This window comes from Chitinophaga sp. 10T418 (assembly GCF_056394125.1).
In genome coordinates, this window is record NZ_JBFTHG010000003.1 from 334,125 (window position 1) to 358,792 (window position 24,668).

The following is a 24,668-nucleotide window of genomic DNA, read 5'->3' on the forward strand; positions in this document are numbered from 1 at the left end:
TTCCCGGCATCAACTAAATTTGCAAAAAAATAAGTTTTATGCCCGGAAGCAAATCTACAGCAGAACTATATGCGGATTACAAAATAAAAATGCAAAAAATTGCAGACGTAAGAAATGCCCTGGCAGTACTGGGCTGGGATCAGGAAACTTATCTCCCTGAAAAAGGAGCCGGATTCCGCGGTCAGCAAATCACGACCCTCAGCTCCATTGCCCACGAATTATTCACTGCCCCGGAACTGGATGCCGTATTGCAGGCCCTCAAAGGCAATACCACTACCGATGCGGTGGCACAGAAAAATATACTGCTCTCTACAGAAGATTTTGAAAAAAATAAAAAATACCCGGCCGCTTTCGTTGCGGAAATGTCTACCGTCACCAATGAAAGTTATCATGCCTGGATAAAAGCTCGTAAAGCCAACGACTACAACATCTTTGCCCCCGCTCTCTCCAGGATGATCACCCTGAAAAAACAGGAAGCCGATATCCTCGGTTATGAAGGCCACCCCTACAATGCCCTGCTGAATGAATATGAGAAAGGCGCCAACACCCAAATGCTGGACACTATCTTCAATGAAGTGAAGACAGCCCTTGCTCCGCTGCTCACACAAATAGAACAACAACCCACTGTTAACAAAGATTTCCTTCATCTCCACTATAACCGTGACGCACAATGGAAATTCGGGATCTCCCTCCTGGAAAACATGGGCTATGATATGCAGGCCGGACGTCAGGATATCTCTGAACACCCGTTTACTACCAGCTTTAATCCACAGGATGTAAGGGTAACCACCCGTATCGATGAAAATGACTTCGGGAACATGACCTGGAGCTGCATCCATGAAGGCGGACATGCACTGTACGAACAGGGACTGCCAACAGAACAATATGGCCTGCCTTGTGGTGAAGCCACCAGCTTAGGTATTCACGAATCACAGTCACGCCTCTGGGAAAACAATGTAGGCCGCAGCCTGATTTTCTGGCAACATCATTATCCACGCCTGCAACAACTTTTCCCGGAAAACCTGGGCCAGGTGTCACTGGATGATTTCTATAAAGCCATCAATAAAGTGCAACCCTCCCTTATCCGCACAGAAGCAGATGAACTGACTTATCATTTCCATATCATGATCCGCTACGAAATTGAAAAGGGATTGATAGACGGCAGTATTGATGTTAAAGACCTGAAACATACCTGGAATGAATACTACCGTCAATACCTGCACGTAGAAGTACCGGATGATGTACAAGGCGTATTACAGGATATTCACTGGTCGCATGGCAGCTTCGGCTACTTCCCCACCTACTCTCTCGGTAGTTTCTACGCTGCACAGTTCTTTACTGCGGCACAAAAACAGGTACCCGGATTAGATAACAACATCGCCACCGGTAATTACCAGCCATTGCTGGAATGGTTGCGTCATAACATCCATCCTTTCGGCAGATTTTACACCTCTAATGAATTGTGTGAAAAAGTAACGGGAAAACAATTGGTATTCGGGGATTTCCTTGAATATGCAAAGAAGAAATACGGCGGGATATATAGCTTTTAATAGCTTTTAGCTTTTAGCTTTTAGTAAAATGCAGCGAAGGATATCGCTGCATTTTACTAAAAGCTAAAAGCTAACTGCTAAAAGCTTTCTCAAGTTCTTCCAACGTTATTACCCCTTCCTTCCTACCCACTTCTTTTCCATCTTTATAGAAAATAAAAGTCGGTAAGCTATTGGCGTTAATCGCTTTCATAACGTCCTGGTCTTTACCTCCATCTACAAATACTTTTTTTACCTGGGTATGTTTCTGGAAGAATTTTTCCAGCACCGGCTCCATCTGCTTACAGGGCGGGCACCACGCGGCACCTACATCTGTCAGCACCCATCCTTTTGCAAGTACCGATTTATTATAGTCTGCGATTGTGAGCTGCGGCTGTTTATCTGCCACACCATCTAAAGGTTTGCCCGCCTGCTTCCAGGCATTAATGCCGCCTTCCAGTTCTACTACCTGGTCAAATCCGTTTTCCCGCATCCATTTGGCAGCGGCACTACTACGGCCACCACTCAAACAATAAATGTATACCGGTTTTTTCTTGTCCAGGTATTGCACCCTGTCTTTGAATTCCGCTTTCTTTGTATAATCTGCCTGTAAGGCATTTGGCAAATGCCCGGTGTTGAATTCACTGGCAGTACGTACATCAAATACCTGGATACCTGGTTGTTGAATATCCTTATCAAATGCAGCGGCATCTTCAGATTGTTTCTGCTGTGCCTTCAGTGAACTTCCTGCCAGCAATACCATGGCTACTAATAAGAATCTGCGCATAATTTTTTCAGTTTCGGTATAAAGTTAATAAACAACTCACAGCCCTGTCTGGCCGGATGTGAATTGTAGCAGGGATATAAGGTTTTGAAATCAAAATACGGTGCAAACAATTCCCGGTATTCTGCTTCAGAACCTCCAAAAGGCGGGCCCTCCTGTGTAAAGCTTCTGTTAAATAATACACCTGCAAGATGACCACCAGGTTTTAACAGTGAATGCATATGTTTTACATAATCTGCTCTGCGTGAAGGCGGTATGGCGCAGAAAAATGTCTGCTCCAAAATAAGATCATAACTACCGGTATGTTCAAAAAAATCTTCTTCCAATATCTTCACACGGGTACGGGCAAACGATTTTTGCAGTTGTTCTACCAGTACCGGCGCAATATCCAGTACGGTAACATCACTGAAGGCTTGTCCCGCCAGGTAGGCTGCTTCATAGCTATTCCCTCCACCGGGAATGAGTATACGAACATCCCGGTTATGTACCTGGTCAATATACGCTTTCAACGGAGGCGACACAGCTCCCATATCCCAACTGGTATCTCCGTTAATATACCTGTTATTCCAGTACTGACTATCCATATCCTGAATTCTTTTATGCTAAGTTACGGCCATTCAGCCACATACATAAAACCATCGCTTTTACAAACATTATTGTTATTTTTATACTTTGAATACACCTATGACCGGCCTTAACGCCAACCTATGCCATGAAAAGCCTACTCTATTATTTACGGATTGTCATAAGACATTTTTTTTGTAGTCTGCTGCCTGTAATGGCCATGGCTTTTGCTGCCCATGCGCAATCAGTATCCATTAAAGCGGATAAACTGGCAGCATGCCCACCGTTCCTGGTCAACTTCACCGCCACACTGGATGCGGGCTATCAGAGCATGGAATGGGATTTTGGATTAGGTGCGAATGTTACCAACGATCTTACCCCTTCAAAAACATTCCAGAACCCCGGTATTTACCACGTAAAAATGACGGCTACTTATGGACCTTCAAATATAATCGTCAAACAGATTGATATACAGGTGTATAACAAACCGACTGCTAAATTTACGACCAGCAGTCTTAGCGGATGCGCACCATACATGGCTACTTTTCAGGACCAGTCAACTCCCGGCGATGGCACCATAACAGACATCACATGGGATTTTGGTGATGGCGGCGGCGCTGTAGGAGCAAATGCTCCGCATACCTATACACAAGCCGGCACCTATAATGTCATCAGTGCTGTTACCAACAGCATGGGATGTTCCAGCACCGGCGGGCCCGTATCTGTAAAGGTACAAAGCGCTCCTGCTCCGGTATTTACAGCCGACAAAACACAAAGCTGTACCACTCCTTTTACCGTAAACTTCTTTAATAACACCGTTAATAACTCTCCGGATCCGGTCACCTACTCCTGGGATTATGGTGACGGTACTACTGGAACAACTAACCAACACACCTATACGAAAGAAGGAAAATATACAGTAAAACTAACTGCTACCACCAGCGGCAACTGTTCTGCTCCACTGACCAAAACAGACTATATCGTTATCGCTAAAGTAAAACCAGCGTTCACTTTTTCGGCGCTTTGTGCAGGGCAGAGTATTACTTTTAAAAATACCACCCAGCCAACACCAGATCAGGTAACCTGGGCATTTCCGGATGGTACCACCCAAACAACTGCAGATGCAGTAAAACAATTCACCACACCAGGTGATTACATTGTGAAGATGCAGGCCACATTGGGAAGCTGTATGGAAGAAACACAACAAACCATTCACGTTAATCCGGCACCAGATATAGACCCGGTTGCCACACCGGTAAGTGCCTGTAATACACCCTTTACCACGCAATTCAGTGCACAGTCTTCCAATGCCACTGCGTGGAGCTGGACCTTCGGTGATGGTACTACTGCTAACACAGAGAACCCTTCGCACACCTATACCAAAGAAGGAATCTATTCCATCAGCCTGACCGCTACCAACACATTGGGTTGCAGTAAAACAGTCAGCAAACCGAATTATATTAAAATTATAAAACCAGATCTTTCCATTTATCGCAGTGTAGCAGAAGGTTGTATTCCTTTGTCTGTAGATTTTTATGCGGAAGTAAATATACCAGATCCCATTGTCAGTTATGAATGGGATTTCGGCGATGGTACTACTTCAACTGCAGCAAAACCTACACATATTTTTACCAAAGAAGGTATCTTCTTCGTCAACTTAAAAGTAACAACTGCAGGCGGCTGTATCGCAACCGGTCAAACAATCATTACAGCAGGCATCAAGCCAGTAGTTGATTTCAGCGCTACGCCATTGAAATCCTGTGCGAAAGACCCTGTTCAGTTTACCAATCTGTCTGTACCCCGCGGTACTTCCTGGATCTGGACATTTGTACAGGATAACAGCACGAGTACACAGGAAAATCCAAATCATCAGTTCAATGAAATTGGTAGTCATGATGTGATCCTGGAAGTAAACAATAACGGTTGCCGGGTACAATTAATTAAAAGAAATTATATCCAGATCATTCCACCAATAGCCCGTTTTGCTACCACACCGGATTGTATTGATCCCTATCATCGTAAGTTTACGGATAACTCCACCTTTGGTCCTATTCCTACACCGATAAAAACATGGCTGTGGGAGTTTGGCGAAAACGGTGCTACTTCCACGGATCAAAACCCTGACTTCCGATACCAGACCACAGGTATCAAGCAGGTAAAACTCACCATCGATAATGGCATCTGTACCAGTACCTATTCATTATCTGTTAATATTATAGATGAGAAACCTGTCATTACACCTGACAAGCAAAGAATCTGTAAAACCGAAAAAATAAATATCAGCCTTGGGCCGCTGAATAACGATAACATCAATGAATATAAATGGGATTGGGGAGATGGCAGTCCGATACAAGCCGTTCCGGCATTTAATTTTGACCCAACGAAAGGTATTTCCCACCAGTACAATAAAACCGGCACCTTCACCATTAAGCTAACCATTACAGATAAAAATGGTTGTACAAAAGATGCACCTGTTGTATCCATAGATGTAAATGGCAGTGATCCCGATTTTGACTACACTGGCAAAAGATGCAAGGACGAAATTTTTACATTCACCGATAAATCAACTACCAACACCGGCAACCAGATACTCAACTGGGAATGGGATTTTGGTGATGGCAGCAATAAAGAAAGCTATCCCACACAACCGTTGGGTATTAAACACACCTATACTAACGCCAACGATTATACGGTTTCATTAACGGTAACAGATAAATTCAGTTGCATATCAAAAGTGCAGAAAGTAATCCCGTTTGACCGGGTAAAAGCCGATTTCATGGTACCGTCCAACATCGCCTGCCTGGATAAATCATTTACTTTCGTAGATCAGTCACAGGGCAACGTACAAACGTATGCCTGGGATTTTGGAGATAACACTACCGGTACCGGAAATAAACCGGTAAAAATATACAGCGCACCAGGTAAGTACAACGTGGTATTAAAAGTAACTACCACAGCCGGCTGTACAGATGAAATCACTAAAACAAATGTGATCACCGTACCTGACCCCAAGGCATCATTCACCATTCCTGATGACCTGGATCTATGTCCACCGGTAAAAGTATTATTTACCAATACCTCCACGGATTATAAAAATGCCGCCTGGGACTTCGGAGATAATGGTACTTCCACCAAAAACAATCCTGACGTACATATTTACGCACGCGCCAGAACATACAATGTGACTCTCACGGTATACTCAGAAGGCGGTTGCTCCAGTACTGCTACGCTTCCTATCACTATCAAGGGACCTGATGGTACCATGAAAGCCACTCCCACACAGGGTTGTGTGCCGCTAGGTATCAGCATCAGTGCCACCTCTGTTAAAACAGACAGTTATATGTGGGACTTTGATGATGGTACAGTATTGACTTCTACCACCGCAGTATCTCCGCCACATACTTATGTAAAACCCGGTATTTATTATCCGCGCGTGTCACTGCTGGATAACCAGGGATGCGTGGTGAAAGCAGAAGGAAATGACAAAATCATTGTAGATAAAGCAACCGCTGATTTTACAACAAATGACTTCCAGGCTTGCGGCGGCGGACTGGTGACATTTACCAATAAAAGTAAAACACTGACGAAAGACTCGCTGGCACTTGATTTCGCTAATGCGTGGAATTTCGGGGTACCTGGAAATCCCGATAATACTGCCAGCACTACAGATGGAAAATTCACCTATCCGCAACCGGGAACAACGAATGTAAAACTGGTAGTAACAAGCGCGTACGGATGTACAGATGAAAAAACGCTGCCGGTAGTTATTCCTCCGCAACCGGTAGCAGTGATAGCACCTATTTTACCATTATGCGTATCTGGTAAAATACAATTGTCCGGCAGTGATACTAAAAACATACCGGGTACAAAATGGCTATGGCAGGTAGGTACCGACAAAACATTTAATCAGCAGGTGCCCCCTGAAATCACGTTGAACAGTACAGGTACAGTACCGGTGGTGTTAACAATCACCAACAGCGATGGTTCCTGTCCTGCCACCACCAACGCAAGTATGGTGGTAAACCCTTCACCGATCCTGAATCCTTCACCAGGCAGTGCAGAGATCTGCCGTGGAGCGGCACTTCAACTACAGGCCAATACCACTGCCAACGTTCAGGTACAATGGACAAATTATAATATTTCGGACGCCACCAATGTTTCTCCACAGGTAAAACCAGATATAGATACCGTGTATCACATTACAGCTACTAACGAATACGGTTGTACGAATCAGGGAGAAATACCAGTGAAGGTGACGCAGCCTTTTCGTATTTATGCGCAGGACCAGGAAATATGCGCGGGCGAAAGCGTGAAAATGAATGCCGGCGGAGCACTGCGCTACCAGTGGATTCCGGCGCGGGGACTGAACCGGTCAGATATCCCGGATCCGGTAGCTACACCGGACGGCAATATTACTTACCAGGTAGTAGGATATAATAACAGCACTTGTTTCACGGATACCGCACTTGCCAGAATATATGTACGTGATGCCCCGGTAATAAATGCAGGCCCTGATATCGTAACAGCTACAGGTTCCGTGATACCGTTGCCGGTAAAAGGGAGCGAAGACATCATCAAAATAGAATGGACGCCGGTAAAGGGGCTCAGTTGCTACGATTGCCTGGCGCCTACTGCTACTCCTACAGATGATATTACCTATCATGTAAAGGTGACGAATCGGTTTGGCTGTGTGAGCACAGATGATATTGCATTGAAACTCGTATGTGATGAGGGCAGCATCTTCATTCCCAATAGCTTCTCCCCTAACGGCGATGGACAGAATGATGTTTTTTATGTGCGTGGACAGGGAATGCAGACCATCCGCGTTTTCAGAATATTCAATCGTTGGGGGCAAGTAGTGTTTGAGCGTACCGGTGTTAATTCAAATGACCCTACCAAAGGTTGGGATGGCCGGTATAAAGGAGTAATACTGAATCCTGATGTATTTGTTTATTACGTAGAAATAGTCTGCGATAAGGGCGCAGTGAATTTGTTGAAAGGCAATGTTACCCTTATCAGATAACAACAGATTTTCACATTTTCCGGTACCTGAAAGGTGTTTTATGCCTCTAAAACCGCATAAAACACCTCCAATATCAAAAAATCTGAAAATCAAAAAATTTATATATGTAATTTTTGTTAATTTGTGGAGCTATTCAGTTAATGGAAAACCTGTGTACCCTATGAAATACCTACAGGCAAAGTGTTTATGTACATTGCTGCTCCTGATATCTCTATTGCAGGCAAACACCTTATTGGCGCAGAAAGCGGACTTTACCTATACAGCTGCACCGGGCAACCTGTGTACACCCGTTACTATTACTATTAAAAATACCAGCACCGGCACTCCCCTTGCCTATAACTGGGATTTTGGCGATGGCAGAACCTCACATGATGTTGATCCACAGGTGACTTATACCACAGGTGGGCCCATAAAAATTACCCTGGAAGCGAAATACCAGGTAATCGGAGGCGTAACTACCAGCACTTATTTCCGGACAATGGTAATTGGCAGTACCCCACAGGTATCTTTTTCTGCAGATGTTACCAAAAGCTGTAAAGTGTTCAGCGCTAATTTTACAGATGCCACGCTGGATGCTACCAGCCGCACCTGGGATTTTGGTGATGGCACCATTATTACTACCAGCAATGCCTATATATCACATAATTATACCCGCGCCGGTAAATTTGATGTCACCCTTTCCGTTACTAACAGCAACGGCTGTACGGCCACATTAAAAAAGCCAGCCTATATCGATATCTCCCTGCCTGATATCACACTTTCTACACCATTGTCGGGCTGTGTTCCTTATACGGCGGCCTTTACCGCCACCTCCGCCAATAGTGTCAATGATCCGGTTGCTTCATGGACGTGGAACTTCGGAGATGGAAATACACAAACAACTACTAACGGCAACGTAAATCATATTTTTACACAAACCGGCACTTATAATATAGGCGTTACCGTTACTACACAAAATCAATGTGTTATCACCAAATCATTCGATAAATACGTACATACCGGCAACCCGCCCACCAATGTAAGTTTCAGCGTGTCGCCCACCAGTACCTGTGTGGGAGATCCGGTAAGACTGCTGGCAAACGCTAATTATGCAGATACCTATAGCTGGGATTTTGGTGATGGTACCACAGATGAAGGCAGCAATAATGACATCAGGCATTCATTCAATGCCAACGGCACACTGACCGTTAAAATGAAAGCTGGCAGCAATGGCTGTTTCACCGCTGCGACTCCTGCCCAGGTAGTGGTAACCGGCCCGGTATCACAATTCAATGTGGTACGTGACTGCACCGACAAAAGCAAATTCATCTTTACCAATAACTCTATCGGCATTAATGCTAACACTACTTATGAGTGGGACTTCGGAGATAATACTCCTTTGCTGAATACCAAAGATGCAGTACATAATTATACTACTCCAGGCAATTATACAGTTCGTCTTACTATTGGAGAGAACGGCAATAACTGCCACCATAGCAGCTTCCGGAGCGTCTATTATTTCAGGGCAGATTTCACCGCCGGTGTCAGTTCTATCTGTCGTAGCAGCAAAGCTACCTATGAAGTGCTGAATGTACCACTAGGATTGGTATCCAGCTATACCTGGCAGTTTGGAGATGGAGAAGTATATACCACCACTAACCAAACATACGTAAAAACATGGGCTACAAAAGGTACCTATAGTAATCAGCTAACGATTCATTATAAGGATGCCGCGTATTGCGATGACATTGTCACAAAGCCAAACGATATTAATATACTGGCGCCACAAGCCGATTTTACAACAGGTCCCGCTACCTGCGCAGGTCAACCGGTATCTTTTATTAACAACACCATTACCTCGCCCAATATCCCCATCACCAACTGGAACTGGGACCTGGGTAACGGACAGAAATCTACTTCGCAAACACCTCCCGGGACAAAGTATACTGCCTCCGGCGGACAGGCGATTAAACTGGTCGTAACAGATGCACGCAACTGTATGGACTCGGTGAGTAAAACTATTACTATTCATCCTACTCCTTTTGTGAAAGCATCTGCCAAACAACCTAAAATATGTGAAGGTAATAGTGTTGACCTCAACGCATTGTCTGATGGCACCGTACAATGGCTTTCAGCCAGTACACTGAGCTGCGTTTTTTGTACCGATCCCGTGGCTACTCCGGTAATAAATACCCGCTATCTGGTACAGGCATCTAACGTGTATGGATGTACGGTATTTGACTCCACCGATGTGGCAGTTGTTCCAAAAGTCAATCTCACCGTGAGCAGGGATACGCTCGTTTGCTATGGTTCTTCCATACAAATAAAAGCTACAGGGGCTACCCTCTATAACTGGACACCGGTGACCGGCTTAACCAATAATACCATTGCTGATCCTTTTGCAACACCGTCTACGGACATTACCTACCAAGTAACCGGAACAAACGATGCGCTGTGCCCGATGAGTGCACCGCTTTCTGTTAAAATAGCAGTGAAACCGGTACCTGAGGTCAGTGCAGGAAAAGATCAGACGGTGATGGTAGGCGATGTGGTAAAGCTGATGGCCAGCGGAAGTGCAGATATAATAAGCTGGAAATGGAGTCCGGAAGATTACCTGGATAATACCACTTCTCCTTATGTAACCGCTGCCATACGCAAGCCTATATCTTACAGCATTACCGGCACTAACCAGTATGGTTGCAGGAAAACAGATGTAATGAATGTGGACTTGATCTGCAATACAGATGTGGTGTTTATACCCAATACCTTCAGTCCTAATGGCGATGGACAGAATGATATTTTCTATCCGCGTGGGAAAGGTATCAACTTTATTAAGTCCTTCCGCATTTTCAATCGTTGGGGACAGGAAGTATTCCATCGGGAAAGAATCAATATAGACGATATCAGCGCAGGATGGAACGGTTCCTTCAATGGTAAACCGCAGGCCTCCGATGTATATATTTATTTCATCGAAGCATATTGCGATACCAACGAATTTTTCCAGCTGAAAGGCAATGTAACATTACTAAGATAATTATTTAACCTGGCTACCATGAAAACCGTATACCGCATATTACTGGCGATAGTTTGCATAACAGGTGCAACACAATTGTATGCACAGGATATACACCTCTCACAGTTCTATGAAACACCTATACTCCGTAATCCTGCGCTGATAGGTATTTTCAACGGAGATGTGCGTGTGCAGGCTGTTTACCGTAATCAATGGAACAGTGTTACTGTTCCCTATCAGACAGGCACTGTGAGTGGTGAAATAAAATTCCCTGTAGGTCGTAGTAACGACTACGTCACTACGGGTTTGCAACTCACCTACGACCGGGCGGGTACTTCCAAATTACAGTCTACACAAATCTTTCCGGCGATCAACTATCATAAATCACTCAATGAAGATAAAAGCAGTTTCCTGTCTTTAGGATTCATGGGTGGTTTTGTGCAACGTCAGTTTGACCCTACCAACATGACCTTCAATAACCAATATACCAGCGGACGGTTTGATCCGGCGGCACCTACCGGCGAAGAAGGCAAGCTGGCATTCAAAGGCTACAGCTACCTGGATGCTGGTGTGGGTATAAGTTATAACAGTGTGATAGGGGAAGACGTCAATTACTTTATCGGAGCCGGCTATTTCCATTTTAACCGGGCTAAAATTTCTTTCTACCGGGATCAGAATATTGAATTGCAGCCCAAGCTGACATTTAATGCGGGTATTACTATCCCGGTGGATGAAAGAGTAAAAGTGATTGCACACTACAATCAGTTGCATCAGGGTACCTATTCCGAGTACATTGGAGGTGCTTTGATTGGATATGGCCTAATGAATCAGGGATTGGAGTCAACCCGGGCTATCTACGGCGGTCTCTTCCTTAGGTGGAATGATGCTATTATCCCCACTATTAAGATAGACATGGATAAATATGAGATAGGAATGAGTTACGACACCAATATTTCGAAACTGAGAACCGCCAGTCAGACATTCGGTGGCTTCGAAATATCGTTGGTTTTCAAGGGATTCCTGAACAGCCGGAACTCAACCCTGGAAAGTGTGAACTGCCCGCGGTTTTAAATGAATGATAATCAATTGTTTATAARAAATGTTATCAAGCGTTAAAGTTTACATAAAAAAAGGGGAAATGCTAACAAAATGGCAGGTGGTTTGTTATTTTTATGTGGAAACAGAGGCACTTAGATGAGCTGAATTTATCAAACAAAAATTAGGAAATATTTGAAAAAAACTTTATTTTTATAATACTATGTGGAAAACCTCTACCCTAATTCTCATAACGGTTTTCAGCTTGCTCTCATTAGTTGGCAAGGCTCAAAGCGATAAATCCCAACCAGGTCAGGACGGGGGTGTTAAAAACGTGAGCAAAATAGTGAAGTTGTACCCTAATCCTGCTACTACCAATATTAACTTTGTCATTCAACAACACAATAACGATCAGGTGTATGATCTTATTGTATATAATTTTCTGGGAAAGAAAATAGATCAGTTGAAAGGCGTTGGTGCACGCACTACTATGAATTTAGATAATTACTATAATGGTATTTACATATTCCAGTTACGTGATCAACGGGGCAATCTGATTGAATCCGGAAAATTCAACGTCGTCAAATAGTTTACATCTGGCATCAAAATAAAAAAGGAAAAGTCACGATTTACATCGTGACTTTTCCTTTTTTATTATAAGCTGTAAGTTGATCAGGATACTTCCACGATCAGGAACTTCAGGTAAGTAGTGTTCTCAATGTTTCTTAAAATAGGATGATCCTGTGCCTGTGTCTGGAAAGTTACCTGGCGCAATCTCTTCTTCGCATCTTTGGCAGCTGCATCAATAGTTTGCAGGAACAGATCAGGTGATACCAGGTTAGTGCAGGAAGCTGTTACCAGGAATCCACCTGGCTTCAGCAGCTTCATTCCACGCAGATTAATTTCTTTATAACCAGTTACCGCTTTCTGAATATTTTCACGGCTTTTCGTGAAAGCCGGCGGATCCAGGATCACAACATCAAATTTCTTTTCTTCCCTGGTCCATTGTTTCAGCTGATCAAATGCGTTGACCGCCTGGAACTGACAAATATCCTGCAGGTTATTGAGTTCCGCATTTTTTCGTGCGGTAGCTACGGCTGTTTCTGAAATGTCCAGTCCCAGTACGCTTTTAGCACCATAAAATCCTGCATGACAGGAGAAGGTACCAGTATAACAGAATGCTTCCATTACATCTGCACCTTTAACGATATGCTTAATCTCACGGCGATTATCCTGTTGATCCAGGAAATAGCCGGTCTTCTGGCCATTTACGATATCCACATGAAACCGGAGTCCATTTTCATTAATAATAAGATTGGTATCGAAAGGTTCACTGAGGAAACCCTTTTGCTGAGTCATCCCTTCCAGTTCCCTTACCGGTACATCATTCCTTTCGTAAATACCTTTCGGGGAAAAAATGCGGTTGATAGCATCTACGATGGCATCTTTCCATTTTTCCATGCCCAGGGCCAGTGTCTGAATAACAAAATAATCATTGAACTTATCTATTACCAGCGCAGGCATGTCATCTGCTTCACCGTATACCAGGCGGCAGTTTTCCACATACCCCAGCTTCTGCCGGTATTCCCAGCATTTCAACAGGCGGCGGTAAAAGAACTCCGGATTTATTTCTTCGTTCTTGTCACGGGTCAGCAAGCGAACCAGTATCTGGGATTGAGGATTTATATAACCACGACCCAGGAAAAAACCTTTATGCGTATATACATCTACAATATCACCGGCATTTACATCTCCTTTTATTTCAGCTACTTCGTTGCCAAAAATCCAGGGATGCCCTTGTAATACCCTGTTTTGTATCTGCTTCTTTAAAAAAACTTTAGTCATTTATTGTATTTCGAGGTGCAAAGGTAGCTATTTAGCGGTTAGCATAGCTGCAATTCTGCCTTTTTGTCGCCTAAACCGCTGTTGGCAAAGAAATTGACTGGTTACCCCGCAGACAATTATTACTTATTATGACAGAAAACGAAAAAGACATGCAGACAAACGGACAGGCTAACACTGGTAGCGAAAACGAGAAAGGCATGCCAGAAGAAAATATAAGCGATAGTTCAAATACGAATAATGAGTCAGATGAAGTAACAGAGCTGGAGAAGAAAGAACAGGAAGTAAACGAAATACGCGATAAATACCTCAGACTGCAGGCAGAATTTGACAACTATCGTAAACGTACTGCCAGGGAACGTATAGAACTTATGCAAACCGCCAGTAAAGAAGTTATCATATCTTTGCTGGATGTACTGGACGATAGCGACAGGGCTTCCAAACAATTAGAAAACGCTACTGACTTTGAAGCCGTTAAAGACGGTATCCTGCTGGTGTTTAATAAATTGAAAGCTACCCTGCAAGCAAAAGGACTGAAGCCAATGGAGAGTATCCACACCTCGTTTGATCCCGATTTACAGGAAGCTATTACAGAAATACCTGCTCCCACGCCAGAACTGGTTGGAAAGGTAGTGGACGTACTGCAACCTGGTTATTACCTGAGTGACAAATTAATACGTCATGCTAAGGTAATTGTGGGTAAATAAAATGACGATGTGGCATAATCTCTAATGATTGCCTATGCAAAGCTGACGTAAAACAATTTTTTTTACCGAAACAAAAGCTGGTGCCTGCACCAGCATCAAGTGATTTTTATAATGTCTACCAAGAGAGATTATTACGAAATACTGGTTGTTACCAAATCTGCCTCCCAGGATGAGATTAAAAAGGCTTACCGTAAGGTAGCCATGCAGTTTCACCCTGACCGCAACCCGAACAACAAAGAGGCGGAAGATAAATTCAAAGAAGCAGCTGAAGCTTATGAAGTATTAAGCGATCCCGATAAAAGGGCGCAATACGACCGCTTTGGCCATGCAGGCATGAATGGCAACCGTGGTGGCGGTGGATATGGTGGTGGTGGAATGAACATGGATGACATCTTCTCCAATTTCGGTGACATCTTTGGTAGCGATGATATTTTCGGAAGCTTTTTTGGCGGTGGTGGCGCCCGTGGTGGTGGAAACCGCCGTGGACGCGGTACACGTGGTTCGAACCTCCGGGTAAAAATCCGTCTCACCTACGAAGAAATCGCTAAAGGCGCTAACAAAAAAATTAAAGTAAAAAAATATGTACCCTGCCAACATTGTGGAGGCCTGGGTGCTAAAGATAAAAATGCATTCCAGTCATGTAATACCTGCGGCGGTTCCGGCCAGGTAAGGAAAGTAACACAAACTTTCCTCGGACAAATGCAAACTGTTACCACTTGCCCTACCTGTCATGGTGAAGGCCAGATCATCACCAGCAAATGTGGCCACTGTAAAGGGGAAGGTCGTATGTATGGTGAAGAAATGGTTAGCATCGACATCCCGGCAGGCGTACAGGAAGGCATGCAACTGAGCATGAGCGGCAAAGGTAATGCAGGTGAAAGAGGCGGCGCCCCCGGCGATCTGCTGATCCTCATCGAGGAAGAACCACATGCAGAACTACAACGCGATGGACTCAATGTAGCTTACGATCTGCACATCTCTTTCCCGGATGCAGTGTACGGCACCTCCCTGGAAGTGCCTACCATTGACGGTAAAGCCAAAATAAAAATCCCTGCAGGTACTCAAAGCGGTAAAATATTCCGCCTGAAAGGCAAAGGATTCCCTTCTGTTAATTCATACGAAAAAGGCGATCAGCTGATTCATGTGAATGTATGGACACCACAAACGGTGACCTCAGAAGAAAAAGAAATGCTCGATAAATTACAGTCCTCCGATAACTTTAAACCTAATCCTGAAAAATCTGAAAAAGGATTTTTTGAGAAAGTAAGAGATATTTTTAGCTGAGCGGAAAGCTGAAAGCACAAAGCAAAAAGCTATTTTCGCGAATGATGACAGCGGATGATTATTCATATCTCCATCATGATCATTCGCGAAAATAGCTTTTTGCTTTGTGCTTTCAGCCTTCTGCTCTCATATAAGCGAAACCATGGATTCTAAACTGCAGATGTTCGAAAACCGGCTCACGAAAGTATTCCGGCATATTTCCAAACTGGCCAGACGGCAAAATATTACCTGTTACCGGGTATATGATGACGATATCCCTGAATTCCCCTTCAGCATTGAAATGTATGAAGATCATGTGTACATCGCAGAATACAACCGTAAACATGGCATGGAAGAAGATGCCCACGAAGAGTGGCTCGATACCTGCCTGGAACTGATCAGTAAAGTATTGGAAGTACCCCCCAACAAAATTTGGGTGAAACAACGGCAACGTAAGGAAAACAGGAAAAGCCAGTATGAAAAACTTAGCCTGGAAAGTCATATCATGACTGCCTATGAAGCCGGTCTCCAATTTAAAGTAAACCTCTCCGATTATCTTGATACCGGCTTATTCCTCGACCATCGCATTACACGCGGCATGGTAAGGGAAGAAGTAAAAGATAAAAAGGTACTCAACCTTTTCTGCTATACCGGATCATTCTCCGTGTATGCCGCTGCAGGTGGTGCAGCAAAAGTAACTTCTGTAGATCTTTCTAAAACCTACCTCTCGTGGGCAGAAGAAAATATGCGGCTCAATGGCTTTGATAGTCCCAAACATACTTTCGTACATGCCGATGTACTCCAGTACCTCGATACATTGAAACTGAATACCTACGACCTCGTTATCATAGATCCTCCAACATTTTCCAACAGTAAACGGATGAAGGATTTCCTGGATGTACAGCGGGACCACGCAGATATGCTCAACAAAGTGTTACTGGCCACGAAAAAAGACGGCGTGGTGTATTTCAGTAATAACTATCGCAGGTTTGTAATGGAAACAGAAAAAATCAATGCTGCCAGTATAAAGGATATCACCAATCAAACCCTCCCTTTTGATTTTCAGCAGAAGTTAATCAGAAAGTGCTATCGCCTGATAAAATAAGTGCTTAATGCTTTCCTTTACGCACCATTTTTACCATCTTTAGAAACTCCTTCCGGTAATGACCATTGTCATCGCCCAGGGCATTACGTGCTATTTGCATCACCATGTCTGTATTGCCCGTACCACAATAAGACGATTTGCGCAATACCATACCAAACAACGCTACCGCTGTTGCAAAACGGCAATCATCTGATGCTTTGTCAAAATTTTTCAGCTCCGCAGGAATAATGCCGGGTAAGTACTTTACTGTTGTGTCCTGCGGATCGCGATAAGTTATTCTTATGTGGGCAAGCAGCGTATCCTTCACCGGTGCTGCTGCTGCAGGTATTATTTCATATAACGCTACGGAGCAATGCCCGCTACCTATCACTCCTCCGTTGTATTCACTTTTCATCGTAGTATCTGCCGGCAGTATTTTATTTTCATAACCAATAAGCCTATACGATTTTACCAGGGCAGGGTTAAACCATACTTCCGATTGCACATCGCGGGCAATCGTAAACAGGGTACTGCCGAATTCACGGGCAAATATTTTATTGGCTTCTTCCAGATCATCTATATACGCAAAGTTGCCATTTCCTTTACTGGATAAGGATTGCAGCTTGGAGTCCTTATAATTCTTCATCCCGAATCCCAGGCAGGTCAACAATACACCACTTTCTTTCTGCTGTAGAATCAGTTGTTCCATTTCCTCATCACTGCTGAGACCCACGTTGAAATCACCATCAGTAGCCAGTATTACGCGGTTATTGCCATCCGGAATATATTGCTCTGCTGCAATGCGGTAAGCCATTTTTATGGCGGCTTCGCCGGCGGTAGATCCTCCGGCATTCAAATTGTCGATGGCATTTAGAATTTTAGCTTTCTGATCACCAGGGGTAGATGACAGCATCACCCCGGGTTCCCCGGCATAAGCCACGATGGCTACTTTATCTGTTGGACGGAGGTTATTTACCAGGATACGAAATGCGGCCTGTAGCAAGGGCAATTTATTGGGTGTGCCCATGGAACCGGAAACATCTATGAGAAAAACGAGGTTACTGGCGGGAAAGCTGTCCGTCTCCAGTGCGCGGGCCCTGATAGCAATCTGCAGGAGGCGGTGGCTGGCTTCCCAGGGACAGGTAGTATAGTTACTGTACAGGGCCATACTTTGACCTGCTAACGGCAACGGGTAATCGTAATGAAAGTAATTAATCATCTCCTCAATCCTTACAGCATCCACGGGTACGGGCTCTTTGAGGCGCAGGAAGCGGCGGATATTACTGTAGGCTGCCCTGTCTACGTCAATGGCAAAGGAGGACAAAGGATGGCTGTCTGTGCGCACAAACTTATTTTCATAGATAGCGCCGTAAGTTTCATTGTAAAAGGAGTGAATGCCCATACCGGTATTGCCATAATTAGGGTTGCTGCTATGCAACATTTTAGACCTGGCTTTGGCCATGGCAATGGGGTCTGTATCTTTTCGTACAGGCGATAACGTTACTAGTAGTCTGTCGGATTTACTTACCGTTATCTCTTTGGGTAGATAACCGTTTTGTGTGAGCAATAGTTTGGCGGTAGCCCTGGGGATTACAATTCTAAAAAGACCGAAAGCGTTTGTGACCACATTAGCTGTGTCATCCATCACCTTCACCTGTACGCCGGAAACGGGGCGATGCGATATACTGTCTTCAACCGCTCCCGATACCCAGATTGTTTGCGCTTGCAGCCCTCCACCCCAAAACAACAAGAGTAAAAGGAATTTCTGCATGTATTAAGATAAGATTTTTTCCGGGCACTTGCCCGGAAAAAATAATTATTCTGCAGATTCTACCAGCTGGTAAATAGCAGGCAAATTCCGGCCCAGGCCATCATAATCGAGTCCATATCCTAACAGGAACTTATCTGGCACAGAGAAGCCGAGGTAGTCAATTTTAATGGGATGTACCATTGCATCGGGCTTGGTGAGCAGGGAGGCAACGATCAGTTTTTTCGGCTGTTGATGTTCCAGCTGCGGGAGAAACTGGCTCATGGTTTTACCGGTATCCACAATATCTTCCAGGATTACCACGGTACGGCCAAAGAGGTCTTCGTCCAAACCTATGGCCTGTACTACGTTACCGGTTGATTTGGTTCCTTTATAAGAGGCCAGTTTAATGAAGGAAATCTCCGCCTCTATAGTGAGGTACTTAAACATATCTGCGGCAAACATAAATGAGCCATTCAAAATGGCAATGAACAAAGGGCGCTCTCCCTCCAGATCCTTATTAATTTGTTCCGCCATTTCCTTAATTCGCTGCTGCAATTCTATAGCACTGATGTAGGGCTGGAACTGCTTGTCATGCACTTTGATTACCGACATAATACTTCTACATTTCCTTATTTAACAATTATAAGCGCAAAAAGATCGCAGCTTATTTATTCACCAGCAGGCGCTGACCGATTTTTATATCGAAGCCCTGCAAATTATTCCATTCCTGTATCTGCGTAACAGACTTGTTGTACATTTTAGCAATACCATACAGTGTTTCCTTGGGTTGCACATCGTGGTACTGTGACCCTGCTTTCTGCACCGGCGCTGGTTTAGGCGTTGCTGGAGCTGGTGCAGGCTGCGGCATAGAAGCCTTTGGCGTAGTGGTGCTACCGGAAGTAGTCACCTCTCCTGCTTTCTTCAGATCTTCAATCATGGCAACGGGTATACCACCCTTGGGTTGTTGGGCAGGTTTGGTTTCCGGCACCGCGGTGGGTCCGGAAGCATTTTTTGCCACTTCTTCCTTCATGCCTTCCAGGGCTTTACGCGGAGAAAAATCCTCCGGTGGTTCCTGGTCTTCTTCCTTCAGCACCCGGGTATTTTTAGCTAAGCGGGGAGCGCTGTTGGCAAAACCGTCCAATGTTAAGCGCTGTCCGGCTGCAGGCTCCTCACCTTCATTCATTTTATTACGGCGGCGCAGCCATCTGAGCTGTACCCCTTCTGCCTGGGCCACGTCATGCATGGTTTCTCCATTGGCTACCGGATGAAATTCTTTATTACCCCGCTTACTTTTCTTTTGTAAGAAGATAATCATGTCTTTTGCGGGAGGATTATCATTTTCCAGGTCGTTGAAGCGTACCAGTTTACGTAGGCGCATGTTGCGCTGATCGGCTACCTGGATCAGCGATGTACCAGCCTTTACGTAAACGGCTTTACGGCCATTGATTTCAAATATGCCTTTCGGATAATTACCGGCTACCGGTTTATTGTAGTTATGATTATTTTTTCCGGGAGATGCTTTCGCTTCCTGCTTGGGCGTTACCTCAGCATACACTGTATTATCGACCTCAGTAGCACTGCCTGGGGCGGCCTTTCCCATGGCAATCATCGTATATTGTTGCAGGTTATAGTCTTCTATCACCTTGATCAACTGCTGCGGGTAGGTTTTGTTAGTGGCGTATCCGGCCTGTTTTAATCCAAATGCCCACGATTTATAATCATCTCCGTCAAATTGGAAAAGAAATGCATAACGAGGATTATTATGCAGAAAATCGGAATGATCCCGATAGGAATCACGCGCCGTTTCATACACCCGGAAGCACTCCTGGGCAGCATCATCATCGTATTTAATGGTTTTGCCGGTCCAGGTATTCTTACATTTAATACCAAAGTGGTTATTCGACTGCAAACACAAAGTACCGTTGCCGGATTGTGTTTCAATAATGCCCTGCGCCAGTTTGATAGCGGCAGGCACGCCGGAACGGCGCATTTCCTCAATGGCTAAGTTTTTATAGGTAGCAATATACTGCGGGGTGGTCATAGACTGAGCCTGCAGCACGGAAACGAAGCCAATAAGAAAACTGACAACCAATAAGAATTTTCTTACTTGCATGTATTTTCGGATTTAATGGGCGTGTTATTTCTTCCTGATCATCAGGACACCATCACGGATGGTGAGTAATACCTGTTCGGCACGATCGTCCGCCAACACTTTCTCACAAAAACTGATCATTGCCTTCGCCTGGCGACCCTGCTCATTTTCAGGTGCCAACACCTGTCCGTGATACAGTACATTATCTGCCAGGATAAATCCACCAGGACGTAATTTATCCCATACCTGGTCGTAATATTGCTCATAGCCTGTTTTGTCTGCATCAATGAATACCAGGTCAAATACTTCGTCCAGCTGTTCAATGATGTCGGCAGCTTTGCCTATGTGCATTTTAATTTTATCTGCTTGTCCGCTTGCCTCAAAATAGCGATGACAAAGGGTTTCCAGTTCTTCATTGATATCTATGGTATGCAAAATGCCGTCTGTAGTAAGACCTGCAGCCAGGCAAATAGCAGAATATCCGGTATAAGTGCCCAGTTCCAGGATACGGCGTGGATGAATCATATGACTCACCATGCTTAAAAATTTCCCCTGTACCTGACCGCTTAACATATGCGGCAGCTCTACTTTCAGATGTGTTTCCCGGTTCAACTGATGCATCAGTTCACTTTCTGCGCTGGTGTATTTTTCTGAATAGGCCTCTACTGCTGCCGGTATGAGCTCCATATATTAAAATATTAGAATTTCTGCAAAGCTAAGGAAAAAGCAGAAGGCAGAAAGCAAAAAGGTAAAAGCTATTATAGCGGATGATTACCGGGATGCCCACCTGATATATACGTAAACGTTATTTATGGGTATTTTATTCTGGCGAAAGCTGAAAGCAGAAATCAAAAAGCTATTGCCGCGGATAACCGTTAACGTTAATCATCCCCTGCAATAGCTTTTTGCTTTCTGCTTTTCGCCTTAAGCGCTCCTATCAGAAGTTAGGTCTTAATTTATTGGTGGTGTAGAAAACACGGAAATATTCCACTACTTCTTCTGCGGTATCAAACAACTGCAGCAAATCGAGGTCCTGTGGATTAATGTTGCTTTCTTTTTCCATCATCACGTTGCGGATCCAATCCAGCAGGCCACTCCAGTACTCACGACCTACCAATACCATGGGGGTTTCCTCCATTTTCTTGGTTTGAATCAGGGTAGCAACCTCGAAAAATTCATCCATGGTACCAAAACCGCCCGGCATCATCACAAATCCCTGGGAGTATTTGGTGAACATCACTTTGCGGACAAAGAAATAGTCAAAATTCAGGCTGTTTTCCGGATCAATAAACACATTGGGATGTTGCTCATGTGGGAGGGAAATATTGGCACCTACTGATTTACCATGTGCAGCCTGTGCGCCTTTGTTGGCAGCTTCCATTACACCGGGGCCACCACCGGTAATAATACCGAATCCTTCCTCCGCCAGTTTGGTAGCTATTTCCTGGGCCAGATCGTAATAATGGTTGCCCGGTTTTGTACGTGCCGAACCGAAAATAGATATACAGGGGCCGATTTTTGCCAGCTTCTCAAAGCCTTCAACAAACTCCGCCATAATTTTGAATATCTGCCAGCTGGAATGCGCTCTTGTCTCCGTCCAGTCTCTTTCCTTAAGATTCTTTATACTGCTGTTCATGCGATTACTTTTTATTATACATAAAACACCTTCCACCTGCATATACGTGGAATACTGTAATTTATATAATAATTAGCTTACAGACACTGCATTAAAAACAAAAAAGCAGGTAACTATAGAGAAACCTGCTTTACATTTAACACGTTATGAACGTGCAGCGATGTTTAAAAAACATCGCTGCAGAAACGTTGCTAATGCTGGCAATTAAAAATAAATATTGTTGAAAATGATTCGAAAGTTAACTATCGTTTTATTCAACAGGTGTTTTCATAACGCTTAATCTGAATTTAATTTATCAATTATTTGAGCAATTACCTAATTTAAATTTATCGAGATTACGCAAAGTATCTTTTGTAAAGCGGAAAGCGGAAGGCATAAAGCAAAAAGCTATTATAGCGAATGAGTTAAGCAGGTATTGGCTCCCCTATTGCTCCTATCATTCGCTATAATAGCTTTTTGCTTTACGCTTTATGCTGTTATCTCCTGTGCCAGGCCAAATGACAATGTCATTCCGGCGCCGCCCATTCCATTTACTATCGTTACATTTTTTTCAGGTGAAAACACCAGGTCCGTTTCACCATTGGTGAGTTTTGGATAGATGCCGTGCCATTGCTCCTGTATTGTATAGTCCGGTGCCTGCAGGAAGGTATGCATATATTTCAGGATCAGGTCATTGATAAATGCTTTATCAAATGGTTCGAAGTCCGGACCATATTCATGTGAGTCTCCGATGGTGAGTTCACCGGCGCCATTTTGAGAAATAAGCAGATGAATGCCCCATTTCACATACTCCGGCATCTCCGCCGCAAAACGTTGCTTCAAAGGTACCAGGGCTTTACAGCTATCAAACGCTGAATAATGTGCCAGTGTTAAACCTGCACACAGCGCAGGTCCCAGCTGCCAGTTGCCTGGTTGCGGAATTGTACGCATCATCTGCAGTTTGCACTTTTTCAATGGTGCAGCCGCAAACTCAGCAGGATAAAGCGTTTCAAAGTCGGCTCCGCTACATACAAACACTTCATCCACTTTCCACTTTTCTGCCCTGGTTTCAATGTAAGGCATGTTGATGCCATTTACAGCAGTACCAAAACGAACGGTGACATTCATTTTTTCTTCGAGGTACTTTGCGATGGCAGCACTGGCCTGACGCGGGTTTACAGTCATTTCAGTGGAACTCCACATTGCACCTTTTAATCCGCCGGTTTTAATGGCCTGCGTATATTTTCCTACCTGTGATGGCGTCAGTAATTCAACGTTATATCCGTTGCCGGGAGCTGCCTGTGCAAATTCTTCCAGCACGGCCAGCTCATCTTTTTCATATGCCAGGTGCAGGGATCCCGTTTCCTGACACTGCAGACCCGTAGCGGCTGCCAGCTCCTTCCAGGTAGCACGGCTACGCATGGCACGGTCATGCATTTTTCCGGCCGTTTGCCCTACCGGCCATACCAGGCCGAAGTTGCGGATGGAAGCACTGATCGCTTTACTGTTCCGTTCAAATAAAACAACTTTTTTCCCTTTGGCAGCCAGGTGGTAAGCCATTGCTAAACCTACAATACCAGCGCCTATTACTGCTACATCTGCCTGTTGTTGCATGTTATAAGAAATGAATAGTATTAAAAAATGGAGAGCAGTTCATCCAGTGTAGCCACTAAATGTGTATGCGGGCCCTTCTCCAGTTCTTCACGGGTATATGCGCCGGTGGTAACACCTATCACATAACGGCATCCTGCATTGGTACCTTCTTCCAGATCAGAAATGGTATCGCCGGTTTTAGCCACCGACTGTATACTGCGGATTTCCAATTCTTCCATAATACGGTATATCATGTACGGATAAGGACGACCAAAAGGTACTTCATCACTGGTAGCTACGGCATCTATCAATCCGTTTTTCTGCCAGCCTACTCTTTCAAGAATTACATCGGTGATAGCACGATCAAAACCTGTATCCAGGGCCACTTTAATACCCTTTGCTTTTAATGCGGCAAATACGGCTGATACACCCTCTTTTTCACGTACCGCCGGATTGGTAGCATAGTATGATTTCATATCGGCCACGAAACGATCATGCAACTGGCTGATAAATGCTTCGTCACTGTAACGGCTATCCTGTTTATGCTGCAACAGGTAACGGATGGCATATGGCTTCGCATATCCCATTACTTCATTTACTTCTTCTACTGTTACGGAAACTCCCGCCAGTTGAACGGTTTGCTGTAATACTTTCGCCACATTGGACTCATCATGCAGGGTAGTACCCGCAATATCAAAAACAACTAATGCTATTCCCATCTTTTCCTGATTATTAAAATATTCCGCAAAGATATGTAGTCGGTAAAATAAAGTTTAGCATTTATAAACATTTAACATG

The 24,668-nt window shown here is 44.3% G+C and carries 18 protein-coding genes; 8 read left to right on the forward strand and 10 right to left on the reverse strand.

Annotation, left to right across the window (positions count from 1 at the left end):
* Positions 1-38: 38 nt before the first annotated feature.
* Positions 39-1,550 (forward strand): carboxypeptidase M32, encoded by a 1,512-nt coding sequence (locus AC1DCV_RS09495; protein WP_477022985.1) that lies wholly within the window; start codon positions 39-41, stop codon positions 1,548-1,550.
* Between the two features lie 70 nt (positions 1,551-1,620).
* Here the strand turns inward: AC1DCV_RS09495 and AC1DCV_RS09500 are convergent, their stop codons facing one another.
* Both AC1DCV_RS09500 and AC1DCV_RS09505 read right to left on the reverse strand, forming a co-directional pair.
* The gene (locus AC1DCV_RS09500) at positions 1,621-2,313 is read right to left on the reverse strand and encodes a rhodanese-like domain-containing protein (RefSeq protein WP_477022986.1); all 693 of its coding nucleotides are present in this window, start codon (positions 2,311-2,313) and stop codon (positions 1,621-1,623) included.
* Entirely contained in the window at positions 2,295-2,894 is a 600-nt protein-coding gene (locus tag AC1DCV_RS09505; protein ID WP_477022987.1) for a methyltransferase domain-containing protein, read from the reverse strand. The genes AC1DCV_RS09500 and AC1DCV_RS09505 overlap by 19 nt, the downstream gene beginning before the upstream one ends.
* Before the next feature lie 128 nt (positions 2,895-3,022).
* Here AC1DCV_RS09505 and AC1DCV_RS09510 point away from each other — a divergent pair, with 128 nt between their 5' ends.
* The 4 genes from AC1DCV_RS09510 to AC1DCV_RS09525 all read left to right on the forward strand — a co-directional run bounded on the left by AC1DCV_RS09510 (position 3,023) and on the right by AC1DCV_RS09525 (position 12,513).
* A complete protein-coding gene (locus AC1DCV_RS09510) occupies positions 3,023-7,897 on the forward strand; it encodes a PKD domain-containing protein (RefSeq protein ID WP_477022988.1) in 4,875 nt (1,624 codons plus the stop codon).
* Positions 7,898-8,057: 160 nt separating this feature from the next.
* Positions 8,058-10,910 (forward strand): PKD domain-containing protein, encoded by a 2,853-nt coding sequence (locus AC1DCV_RS09515; protein WP_477022989.1) that lies wholly within the window; start codon positions 8,058-8,060, stop codon positions 10,908-10,910.
* A gap of 18 nt (positions 10,911-10,928) precedes the next feature.
* Positions 10,929-11,960: a PorP/SprF family type IX secretion system membrane protein gene (locus AC1DCV_RS09520; RefSeq protein WP_477022990.1), complete on the forward strand. Its 1,032-nt coding sequence runs from the start codon at positions 10,929-10,931 to the stop codon at positions 11,958-11,960.
* 298 nt (positions 11,961-12,258) lie between these two features.
* The gene (locus tag AC1DCV_RS09525; RefSeq protein ID WP_441573702.1) at positions 12,259-12,513 is read left to right on the forward strand and encodes a T9SS type A sorting domain-containing protein; all 255 of its coding nucleotides are present in this window, start codon (positions 12,259-12,261) and stop codon (positions 12,511-12,513) included.
* Between the two features lie 83 nt (positions 12,514-12,596).
* Here the strand turns inward: AC1DCV_RS09525 and AC1DCV_RS09530 are convergent, their stop codons facing one another.
* A complete protein-coding gene (locus tag AC1DCV_RS09530; RefSeq protein WP_477022991.1) occupies positions 12,597-13,769 on the reverse strand; it encodes a class I SAM-dependent rRNA methyltransferase in 1,173 nt (390 codons plus the stop codon).
* A gap of 128 nt (positions 13,770-13,897) precedes the next feature.
* Between AC1DCV_RS09530 and AC1DCV_RS09535 the strand changes: the two genes are divergently transcribed.
* The 3 genes from AC1DCV_RS09535 (at position 13,898) to AC1DCV_RS09545 (ending at position 16,841) form a co-directional block, all read left to right on the forward strand.
* A complete protein-coding gene (locus AC1DCV_RS09535) occupies positions 13,898-14,473 on the forward strand; it encodes a nucleotide exchange factor GrpE (RefSeq protein WP_477022992.1) in 576 nt (191 codons plus the stop codon).
* Between the two features lie 111 nt (positions 14,474-14,584).
* Entirely contained in the window at positions 14,585-15,757 is a 1,173-nt protein-coding gene (dnaJ, locus tag AC1DCV_RS09540; protein ID WP_441573699.1) for a molecular chaperone DnaJ, read from the forward strand.
* 142 nt (positions 15,758-15,899) lie between these two features.
* A complete protein-coding gene (locus AC1DCV_RS09545) occupies positions 15,900-16,841 on the forward strand; it encodes a class I SAM-dependent methyltransferase (protein ID WP_477022993.1) in 942 nt (313 codons plus the stop codon).
* Between the two features lie 4 nt (positions 16,842-16,845).
* Here the strand turns inward: AC1DCV_RS09545 and AC1DCV_RS09550 are convergent, their stop codons facing one another.
* The 7 genes from AC1DCV_RS09550 to AC1DCV_RS09580 form a co-directional block, all read right to left on the reverse strand.
* The gene (locus AC1DCV_RS09550) at positions 16,846-18,591 is read right to left on the reverse strand and encodes a YfbK domain-containing protein (protein WP_477022994.1); all 1,746 of its coding nucleotides are present in this window, start codon (positions 18,589-18,591) and stop codon (positions 16,846-16,848) included.
* Positions 18,592-18,636: 45 nt separating this feature from the next.
* Positions 18,637-19,182, reverse strand: a complete 546-nt coding sequence (hpt, locus tag AC1DCV_RS09555; protein WP_441573696.1) for a hypoxanthine phosphoribosyltransferase — start codon at positions 19,180-19,182, stop codon at positions 18,637-18,639.
* Positions 19,183-19,234: 52 nt separating this feature from the next.
* Positions 19,235-20,683, reverse strand: a complete 1,449-nt coding sequence (locus tag AC1DCV_RS09560; protein ID WP_477022995.1) for a glucosaminidase domain-containing protein — start codon at positions 20,681-20,683, stop codon at positions 19,235-19,237.
* A gap of 24 nt (positions 20,684-20,707) precedes the next feature.
* Complete coding sequence (locus AC1DCV_RS09565; protein WP_477022996.1) at positions 20,708-21,349, reverse strand: O-methyltransferase; 642 nt, start codon at positions 21,347-21,349, stop codon at positions 20,708-20,710.
* 250 nt (positions 21,350-21,599) lie between these two features.
* A complete protein-coding gene (locus AC1DCV_RS09570) occupies positions 21,600-22,298 on the reverse strand; it encodes an LOG family protein (protein ID WP_441573693.1) in 699 nt (232 codons plus the stop codon).
* Between the two features lie 468 nt (positions 22,299-22,766).
* The gene (locus AC1DCV_RS09575; protein ID WP_477022997.1) at positions 22,767-23,891 is read right to left on the reverse strand and encodes a TIGR03364 family FAD-dependent oxidoreductase; all 1,125 of its coding nucleotides are present in this window, start codon (positions 23,889-23,891) and stop codon (positions 22,767-22,769) included.
* Positions 23,892-23,911: 20 nt separating this feature from the next.
* Positions 23,912-24,589 (reverse strand): phosphonatase-like hydrolase, encoded by a 678-nt coding sequence (locus tag AC1DCV_RS09580; RefSeq protein ID WP_477022998.1) that lies wholly within the window; start codon positions 24,587-24,589, stop codon positions 23,912-23,914.
* Positions 24,590-24,668 lie beyond the last annotated feature (79 nt).